Raw genomic sequence first — 7,964 nt, 5'->3', positions numbered from 1 at the left:
GCGGGTGAGCGGAGGGGCGCTGCGCGCCTCACCGATCGTGACGGATTCTGCCGAACAGTGACATACCCCGACGATTGCCCGCGTATCCCGGCAATTGGGTCGTCTTTTCCGTTTGGCCGATGGGCCTGCGGGCAGCGCGGTGCCCCGGAGGCCTCTCCTACCCGGTACGGCGGCCGGTCAGCCCCGGGCGAGCAGGGCGGCGACGTGCGGGAGCACCTCGCGGTCGTGGTCCAGCCAGGCGAGGCGGTCGAGCTCGTCCGGGCCGACCCAGCGGAGCTCGGAGTGGCCCTGGAGCGGCTGCGGCTCGCCGTGGAGCAGCTCGGCGGCCCAGATCCGGAGGTGGAGGCCGGGGCGGACGGACCAGCGGCCGGGCAGCGGGTGCAGGGCGCGGGCCTTGACGCCGAGCTCCTCGGCGAGCTCGCGCTCCAGGGCCTGCTCCTCGCTCTCGCCGGGCTCCGCCTTGCCGCCGGGGAACTCCCAGTACCCGGCGAGCTCGGCGGGCTCGCTGCGGCGGGCGGCCAGGACCCGGCCGCCGTGCAGCAGGGCGGCGCCGACGACCATCCGGGCCGGCCCGTCGGCCTCGACCCAGTAGAGCTGCTTGTGGCCGCGGGCCTCGTACTGGGCGGCGAGCGCCTCGGCGGCGGTGCGGTCCAGGTCCTTCGCGAGCAGGAAGCGGTTGCCGTTGTCGTCCTGGCGCATCACCCGGAAGGAGTCCATGGCGTCACCGTAACGGGCCCGGCCCGGTGGGGGACAGGCCGGGCCCGCGGTGGTCCGACGCTACGGCGCCCCTGCTACCGGCCGGTACGCAGGCGGTTAACGCCAGGTAAGGCCGACCCGCCGGCGGTCAGCGCCGGGCCAGCAGCTCGCCGTGCAGGACGGCGAACCAGCCGTCCGGCTCGTCCGCCCAGCGGCGCCAGCCGGCCGCGATCGCGGCCAGGTCGGCGGGGGTGGCGAAGCCCTCGGCCAGGGCGGTGGCGGCGGTGGCGGACTTCTCGGTGCGCTCGGCCCAGCTCGCCCCCCACCAGGCGCGCCGCTCGGGGGTGGCGAAGGTCCAGCTGCCGGAGCCCGCGGTGAGGTCGGTGAAGCCGGCGGCCCGGGCCCAGGCGGCCAGCCGCCGCCCGGCGTCCGGCTCGCCGCCGTTGGCCCGCGCGACCCGCCGGTAGAGCGCCAGCCACGCGTCCAGCTCGGGCAGCTCCGGGTACCAGGTCATGGCCGCGTAGTCGGCGTCGCGGACGGCGACCAGGCCGCCGGGGGCGGTGACCCGCCGCATCTCGCGCAGTGCGGCCACCGGGTCGGCCAGGTGCTGGAGCACCTGGTGGGCGTGGACGACGTCGAACGACCCGTCGGCGTAGGGCAGCCGGTGGACGTCCGCCCGTTCCACCGCCACGGTGTCCAGGCCGCGCGCGGCGGCGCAGCGGGCGGCCTCGGCCAGGATCTCGGCGGAGGTGTCGACGGCCACCACCCGCCCCGTCGGGCCGAGCGCCTCGGCCAGGTCGGCGGTGATGGTGCCGGGGCCGCAGCCGACGTCCAGCAGCCGCATGCCGGGGCGCAGCTCGGGGAGCAGGTAGGCCGCGGAGTCGGCGGCGGTGCGGCTGCGGTGCGAGCGCAGCACGGACTCCTGGTGGCCGTGGGTGTAGACGTTCTGACGTGGCGTCATGCTCGGCTCCTCTCGGTGCCCGCAGCCTAGCCACCGTCTCGCCTGACGAGAAATCATGTCTCACATGACAAGACGTGAAGGGATTGCACTGGTCGTGCGGCGGGCCGTGCGAGGACAATCGAGGCCATGGGAAAGACGTACGAACGGATCGACGGCCGCCTGCGCTCCTTCATCGAGAGCCAGCCGGTCTTCTTCACCGCCACCGCGCCGCTCGCCGGGGACGGGCACGTCAACCTGTCGCCCAAGGGCAGGGCCGGGACGCTCGTCGTGCTGGACGAACTGACGCTCGCCTACCTGGACTTCGGCGGCTCCACCGCGGAGACCATCGCCCATCTGCGGGAGAACGGCCGGATCACGCTGATGTGGTGCGCCTTCGACGGCCCGCCGACCGTGGTGCGGGTGCACGGCCGCGGCGAGGCGGTCTTCCGGGACGACCCGCGCTTCGCCGGCCTGGTCGGGCGCTTCGACCCGGCGGCCGACGGCGCCGGGCTGCGGGCGATCGTCCTGGTGCACGCGGAGCGGGTCAGCGACTCCTGCGGCTTCGCCGTCCCGTTCATGGACTACCGCTCCGACCGCGACCTGCACGCGCAGTACTTCGCCCGCAAGAGCGACGAGGAGTTCGGCGTGTACTGCGAGGGCAAGGACCTCGTCGGCACCAGCCTGGACGGCCTGCCGGCGCTGCCCCTTCCGCTGCCGCCGCGGGCGGGCTGAGGACCGCGGCCGGGCCGGGCCGCGCCCGGGGCCCGGCCGCGGCCGAGCGGGAGCGCACCGCCCGTACGGCACCGGACCGGTGGGCGGACGGCGCCGCTCGAAACCGTACGGTGGAGCGCAGCCGACAGATTGGATGCGCCGTGTCCCCGCGCCCGTACGTCCTGCTGAGCGCCGCCGTCTCGCTGGACGGCTATCTCGACGACGCGTCACCCGAGCGGCTGCTGCTCTCCAACCCGGCCGACTTCGACCGGGTGGACGAGGTCCGGGCCGGCTGCGACGCGCTGCTGGTCGGCGGCAACACGCTGCGCCGCGACAACCCCCGGCTGCTCGTCAACTCGCCGGAGCGGCGGGCCCGGCGGGTCGCGGCCGGCCGGCCGGAGTACCCGCTCAAGGTGACCCTCAGCGGCAGCGGCGACCTCGACCCCGGCCTCAACTTCTGGCACACCGGCGGCGCCAAGGTGGCGTACACCACGGACGCCGCCGCCCCCGCGCTGCGCGGAGCGCTGCACGGCCTCGCCGAGGTGGTGGGGCTCGGCCCGTCGGTCGCCCTCGGCGCCGTCCTGGACGACCTCGGGGCGCGCGGCGTCGGGCGGTTGATGGTGGAGGGCGGCGGCAGCATCCACACGCAGTTCCTCGCCGCCGGCCTCGCCGACGAACTCCAGCTGGCCGTCGCCCCGCTGCTGGTCGGCCAGCCGGGCGCGCCCCGCTTCCTCGGGCCGGCCGACTACCCCGGCGGGCCGGGGCGGCGGATGCGGCTGCTGGCGGCGCGTACGGTGGGCGATGTCGTCCTGCTCAGCTACGCCCCCAAGGAGTCCGCGCCGTGACCGGTGACCTGCACTGGCTGGCCCGCGCCGTCGAACTGTCCCGGCGCTGCCCGCCGTCCGAGACCGCGTTCTCCGTCGGCGCGGTGATCGTCGGCGCGGACGGCACGGTGCTGAGCGAGGGATACAGCCGCGAGGTGGACGACCGCAACCACGCCGAGGAGGCCGCGCTCGCGAAGCTGCCGGCCGGCGACCCCCGGCTGCGCACCGCCACCGTCTACAGCTCGCTGGAGCCGTGCGGGCAGCGGGCCTCCCGCCCGCACCCGTGCGCCGAGCTGATCATCGCGGCGGGGGTGCCGCGGGTGGTCGTCGCCTGGCGGGAGCCGGACCTCTTCGTACAGGCCTGCCAGGGCACGGCGCTGCTGACCGCGGCCGGCGTCGAGGTGGTGGAACTGGGCGAGCTGGCCGCCGAGGCGCGGGCGGTCAATGCGCACCTGCTCGGCCCCGCGTGACCTTTTTGTATCCTGGTATGACAAAGATCCCCCGACGAGGAGCTCAGATGCCCCCCGCCACCACCGCCACCGCCCGCGCGCTCCTGCTCGACATGGACGGCACCCTGGTCAACTCGGATGCCGTCGTCGAACGCTGCTGGCGGCGCTGGGCGGCCCGGCACGGACTCGACGGCGATCAGGTGATGAGCGTGGTGCACGGCCGGCAGGGCCACCTGTCGATGGCGCTGCTGCTGCCGGACCGGCCGATGGCGGTGAACCTCCAGGAGAACCGGGCGATGCTCGCCGACGAGACCGCCGACACCCTGGGCATCGTGCCCGTCCCCGGCGCCCCCGAGTTCATGGCCGCGCTGACGGGCCTGCCGCACGCGCTGGTCACCTCGGCCGACGAGGCGCTCGCCACCGTACGGATGGGCGCCGCCGGCCTGCCGATGCCCGACACCCGGGTCACCGCGGAGTCGGTCGGCGCCAGCAAGCCCGACCCGGAGGGCTTCCTCAAGGGCTCCGCCGCACTCGGCTTCGCCCCCGCGGACTGCATCGCCTTCGAGGACTCCGAGGCCGGCATCGCCGCCGCCCTGGCCGCCGGCATGCGGGTGGTCGGCGTCGGCCCGCGGGCCACCGCCCACCCGGCCACCTGGCACGTCGACACCCTGGAACAGGTCGCCGTGGCCACCGCGGCGGACGGCGCGCTGGTCCTGACCGTCGGCTGAGCCCGCCGGGTGAGCGGCGACCCTCCGGCGTAGCGTGGGAGGGAGGCCGACCAGGGACCGTCGGCTCCCCGTTCCGCGTTCGGGCCGGCCCAGGGGGGCCGGAACGGTCAGGAGCGGCTGTCATGGGCACACAGACAATCGAGGAACTCGCGGGCCTGGTCCGCGGTGGAGTGGTCGCCCCCGGTGACGGGGACTACGACGAGGCCCGCAGGGTCTACAACGCGATGATCGACCGCAAGCCGGCCGCGGTGGTGCACTGCGCCAACGCCGGCGACGTGATCGCGGCGGTCGACTTCGCACGGGGCAGCGGCCTCCCGCTCGCCGTCCGCGGCGGTTCGCACAGCGTGCCCGGTTACGGCACCTGCGACGGGGGCGTGGTGGCCGATCTGACGGGGATGCGCTCGGTGCGGGTCGACCCGGTGCGGCGCACGGCCCGCGTGGAGGGCGGCGCCACCCTCGGCGACCTGAACGCCGCCACCTACGCCTTCGGACTCGCCGTCACCGGCGGCATCATCTCCACCACCGGCGTCGGCGGCCTCACCCTCGGCGGCGGATTCGGCTACCTGGCCCGCAAGTTGGGCCTCACCTGCGACAACCTGCTGTCCGCGGACGTGGTCACCGCCGACGGGCGCTTCCGGGTGGTGAACGACAAGGAGGAGCCGGACCTCTTCTGGGCCCTGCGCGGCGGCAGCGGCAACTTCGGCGTGGTGACCTCCTTCGAGTTCCGGCTCAGCCCGGTGAAGGACATCGTCGGCGGCCCGGCGCTCTACGAACTGGAGCACGCCGCCGCCATCCTGCGCCGCTACCGGGAGTACATCGTCGACGCGCCCGAGGAGCTCGGCGTCTTCCCCGGCTTCCAGATCGCGCCGCCGCTGCCGTTCATCCCCGAGGACCGGCACGGCGAGCCCTTCGTCCTCCAGGTGTTCTGCTGGTCCGGCCCGCCGGAGGAGGCCGAGGCCGCGTTCCGCCCGCTGCGCGAGGTGGCGCCGCCGGTCGCCGAGATGATCGGCCCGATGCCGTACCCCACGCTCAACAGCGCCTTCGACGCGCTGGTGCCGCCGGGCCTGCAGCACTACTGGAAGGGCGTGTTCTCCACCGAGCTCACCGACGACGCGATCGCGGCCCACCTGGAGCACGGGCCGAAGGTGCCGAGCGTGAACTCCACCATGCACATCTACCCGATCAACGGGGCCTGCCACCGCGTCCCGCCGGAGGCGACCGCCTTCGCCCACCGCGAGGCCACCTTCGCCACGGTGATCGCCGGTATGTGGCCCGACCCGGCCGAGAACGCGGCCAACATCGCCTGGGTGCGCGACTACTACGACGCCATCGCCCCGCACTCGGAGGCCGGCGGCTACGTCAACTTCATGTCCGACGACGACCAGCAGCGGGCCGCCGACAACTACGGCGCCAGCTACCGGCGGCTGGTGGAGGTCAAGCGGGCCTACGACCCCGGCAACCTGTTCCGGGTCAACCACAACATCAGGCCCTGACCTGTCCAGCGCCGAACACCGCCCCGGCGAGCTGCATGACGACCGGGGCCTCGGCGCCGTCGACACCGGTCGGGTTGAGCGAGTAGACGACCGTCCGGGCGAGGTCCCGGGTCGCGAACACACCGCTCGTCCAGCCCGGCCGGGAGCCGGTCTTGCCCCAGAGCTCCACGCCGGCGATCTCCGTCCGCTCCAGGCCCATGCTCATGCAGGCCCGGCCGGCGTCCGGACCGGTCTCGCAGTGGCTGCTGTGGTGGGTGGGCACGTCCGGGACGGTGAACAGCGCCGCCTGCTGGGCGGGCGGCAGCAGGCGGCCGCGGAACAGCGCGGTGATGAACCGGTCCAGGTCCGGCGCGCTGGAGATCAGGCCGCCCTCGGCCCACGGCCACGGGCTCTGCTCGGTCACGTCCACCCGCCGCGGGCTGCCGTCCGGGCCCGGCACCGACAGGCGCGGCCGGGCGGCCGGGTGCGACAGCGCGGGGTCGTCCACCGCCGGCACGGAGGTGTCGTGCAGCCCGAGCGGCCGGATGATCCGCTGCCGGACCTCGTGCGCGTAGTCGTGCCCGGTGACCTTCTCGACCAGCAGGCCGGCCACGAAGGTGTTCATGCCGTTGTACTGCTGCGCGGTGCCGGGCGGGAAGGACATCGCCTGGCCGTCCATGGTGGCCACCACCCGCTCGGGCGTCCATGACTCGAAGCGGTGGTCGACGAACCAGGCAGCGGTGCCGTCGCCCCACGGGCCGTCGGCACCGTTCGGCAGGCCGCTGGTGTGGTTCAGCAGCTGCCCGACCCGGATCGGCGGGAAGGAGGCCGGCAGCAGTCCGGGCAGGTAGTGCTGCACGGGGGTGCCGAGGTCGAGGCGGTGCTCGGCGGCCAGCTGGAGCACCACGGTCGCCGTGAACACCTTGGAGATCGAACCGATCCGGAAGCGCCCGTCCGCGTCGGGCTCCCGCCCGGTGGCCGGGTCGCCGGTGCCGCCCACCTCCTCCAGTCGGCCGGCCCGGCCGGAGACCCGGACGAGCGCCCCGGACACATCGGCGGTCGGCAGCCCGGCGAGCACCTGCCGGACGGCCTCGTGGTCCAACGGGGGCAGCCGGTCGGCCTGCCGGACGGCGGCCGGACGGCCCGGCTCGGCGACCGCGGGTCCGGCGGTGCCCACCGCCAGCGCGGCGAGCACCGCACCGGCGGCGGCGAGGGCGGTCCAGCGGCTGTGGCGTACAACGGTTCCCACGGTGGCATCCCCTGACGGTTCATCATCTCGGGGCCGGCTCCTCCGGCCCGCCGCCGAGTCTTCCGAACCGGGGCCGCCGGGCCATCCGGGAACGTCCCCCACCCGCCCCCGATCCACCCCTGGGCCCGCCCGGGGGACAACCCCGACGCCGGGCCGGGGCGGGGCCGCCGAACCGCGGCACGGACGCCACCGGCCGGGCACGGCCGGCCCTGTTCGAGCCCTTCCCTCACGCACAATTTCCTGTACCCGGAAGAGGAGCGGACCGTGAAGACGATGTCGTACTCGGAGTCCCGCGCACGGTACGCCGAGGTGCTCAATGCGGTCACGGACGACCGCGAGGAGATAGTGATCACCAGGGCGGGGCGCGAGCCCGTCGTCATCGTCTCGCTGGAGGACTACCAGTCCCTCATCCATCGAAGAACTGGAGGCCGGCGGCGGCACCGTCCGGGAGTTGGCGGATCCGGAGTGACGATGACCTTCGCCTCCCGCGCCCGGGAGGACCACCTGTGGTGGCAGGCGCAGGACCGCAAGATCCTCAACCGGATCAACACCCTCCTCGCCGACGTCGCGCGCAACGGGAACGAGGGGATCGGCAGACCCGAGCCGCTGAAGCACGGCTTCCAGGGCTACTGGTCACGGCGGATCAACGACGAGCACCGCCTCATCTACAAGGTGACCGACGACGCGGTCCGGGTGGCGCAGTGCCGCTACCACTACGAGGGCTGATCCGGCTCCACGGGCTGCCGTGCGGGAGCGCCCCCGCGGCTGGCCCGGAACGACGGGGGGCCGCCGCCCCCCCCCCCCGGTGGGGGCGCCCGCCGCCGGGCGGGGGGGCGCCCGTGTGTCGGGAAAACCCCCCCCCCCCCGCCCGCCGAGAGGAACGCCATCGCGCCGA

General features: G+C 74.7%; 7 protein-coding genes and 2 pseudogenes. 6 read left to right on the top strand and 3 right to left on the bottom strand.

Annotated elements, in window-relative coordinates; all coding sequences use genetic code 11:
- Window positions 1-177: 177 nt before the first annotated feature.
- Together ACFV0G_RS17190 and ACFV0G_RS17185 are read right to left on the bottom strand one after the other, a co-directional pair.
- The gene (locus ACFV0G_RS17190) at window positions 178-717 is read right to left on the bottom strand and encodes a (deoxy)nucleoside triphosphate pyrophosphohydrolase (protein WP_380547593.1); all 540 of its coding nucleotides are present in this window, start codon (window positions 715-717) and stop codon (window positions 178-180) included.
- A 127-nt stretch (window positions 718-844) separates the two neighbouring features.
- Window positions 845-1,657, bottom strand: coding sequence for a methyltransferase domain-containing protein (locus tag ACFV0G_RS17185; protein ID WP_380547590.1), 813 nt, complete (start codon window positions 1,655-1,657; stop codon window positions 845-847).
- A 126-nt stretch (window positions 1,658-1,783) separates the two neighbouring features.
- Between ACFV0G_RS17185 and ACFV0G_RS17180 the strand changes: the two genes are divergently transcribed.
- The 4 genes and pseudogenes from ACFV0G_RS17180 (at window position 1,784) to ACFV0G_RS17165 (ending at window position 5,841) form a co-directional block, all read left to right on the top strand.
- Complete coding sequence (locus ACFV0G_RS17180) at window positions 1,784-2,368, top strand: pyridoxamine 5'-phosphate oxidase family protein (protein ID WP_380547586.1); 585 nt, start codon at window positions 1,784-1,786, stop codon at window positions 2,366-2,368.
- Between the two features lie 140 nt (window positions 2,369-2,508).
- Window positions 2,509-3,641, top strand: a pseudogene (locus ACFV0G_RS17175) (dihydrofolate reductase family protein).
- A gap of 47 nt (window positions 3,642-3,688) precedes the next feature.
- A complete protein-coding gene (locus ACFV0G_RS17170) occupies window positions 3,689-4,348 on the top strand; it encodes an HAD-IA family hydrolase (protein ID WP_380547583.1) in 660 nt (219 codons plus the stop codon).
- 122 nt (window positions 4,349-4,470) lie between these two features.
- A complete protein-coding gene (locus ACFV0G_RS17165) occupies window positions 4,471-5,841 on the top strand; it encodes an FAD-binding oxidoreductase (protein ID WP_380547580.1) in 1,371 nt (456 codons plus the stop codon).
- Here ACFV0G_RS17165 and ACFV0G_RS17160 read toward each other — a convergent pair.
- Entirely contained in the window at window positions 5,831-7,069 is a 1,239-nt protein-coding gene (locus ACFV0G_RS17160; RefSeq protein ID WP_380547577.1) for a serine hydrolase domain-containing protein, read from the bottom strand. The genes ACFV0G_RS17165 and ACFV0G_RS17160 overlap by 11 nt on opposite strands.
- A gap of 273 nt (window positions 7,070-7,342) precedes the next feature.
- Between ACFV0G_RS17160 and ACFV0G_RS17155 the strand changes: the two are divergent.
- A pseudogene (locus ACFV0G_RS17155) lies at window positions 7,343-7,420 on the top strand (type II toxin-antitoxin system prevent-host-death family antitoxin); the annotation flags it as partial.
- Between the two features lie 120 nt (window positions 7,421-7,540).
- Entirely contained in the window at window positions 7,541-7,795 is a 255-nt protein-coding gene (locus ACFV0G_RS17150) for a Txe/YoeB family addiction module toxin (RefSeq protein WP_380547596.1), read from the top strand.
- Window positions 7,796-7,964: the final 169 nt, after the last annotated feature.

Origin of the sequence: Kitasatospora sp. NPDC059571 (genome assembly GCF_042735675.1) — a bacterium.
Taxonomy (GTDB): Bacteria; Actinomycetota; Actinomycetes; order Streptomycetales; family Streptomycetaceae; genus Kitasatospora.
The sequence above is the reverse complement of the archived record's forward strand: the minus strand, read 5'-3'. Positions and strand labels throughout refer to the sequence as shown.

Bases quoted from the DNA above. Each gene is read 5' to 3' on its own strand.
- ACFV0G_RS17190 (WP_380547593.1), bottom strand. From the start codon at position 717: ATGGACTCCTTCCGGGTGATGCGCCAGGACGACAACGGCAACCGCTTC.
- ACFV0G_RS17185 (WP_380547590.1), bottom strand. From the start codon at position 1,657: ATGACGCCACGTCAGAACGTCTACACCCACGGCCACCAGGAGTCCGTG.
- ACFV0G_RS17180 (WP_380547586.1), top strand. From the start codon at position 1,784: ATGGGAAAGACGTACGAACGGATCGACGGCCGCCTGCGCTCCTTCATC.
- ACFV0G_RS17170 (WP_380547583.1), top strand. From the start codon at position 3,689: ATGCCCCCCGCCACCACCGCCACCGCCCGCGCGCTCCTGCTCGACATG.
- ACFV0G_RS17165 (WP_380547580.1), top strand. From the start codon at position 4,471: ATGGGCACACAGACAATCGAGGAACTCGCGGGCCTGGTCCGCGGTGGA.
- ACFV0G_RS17150 (WP_380547596.1), top strand. From the start codon at position 7,541: ATGACCTTCGCCTCCCGCGCCCGGGAGGACCACCTGTGGTGGCAGGCG.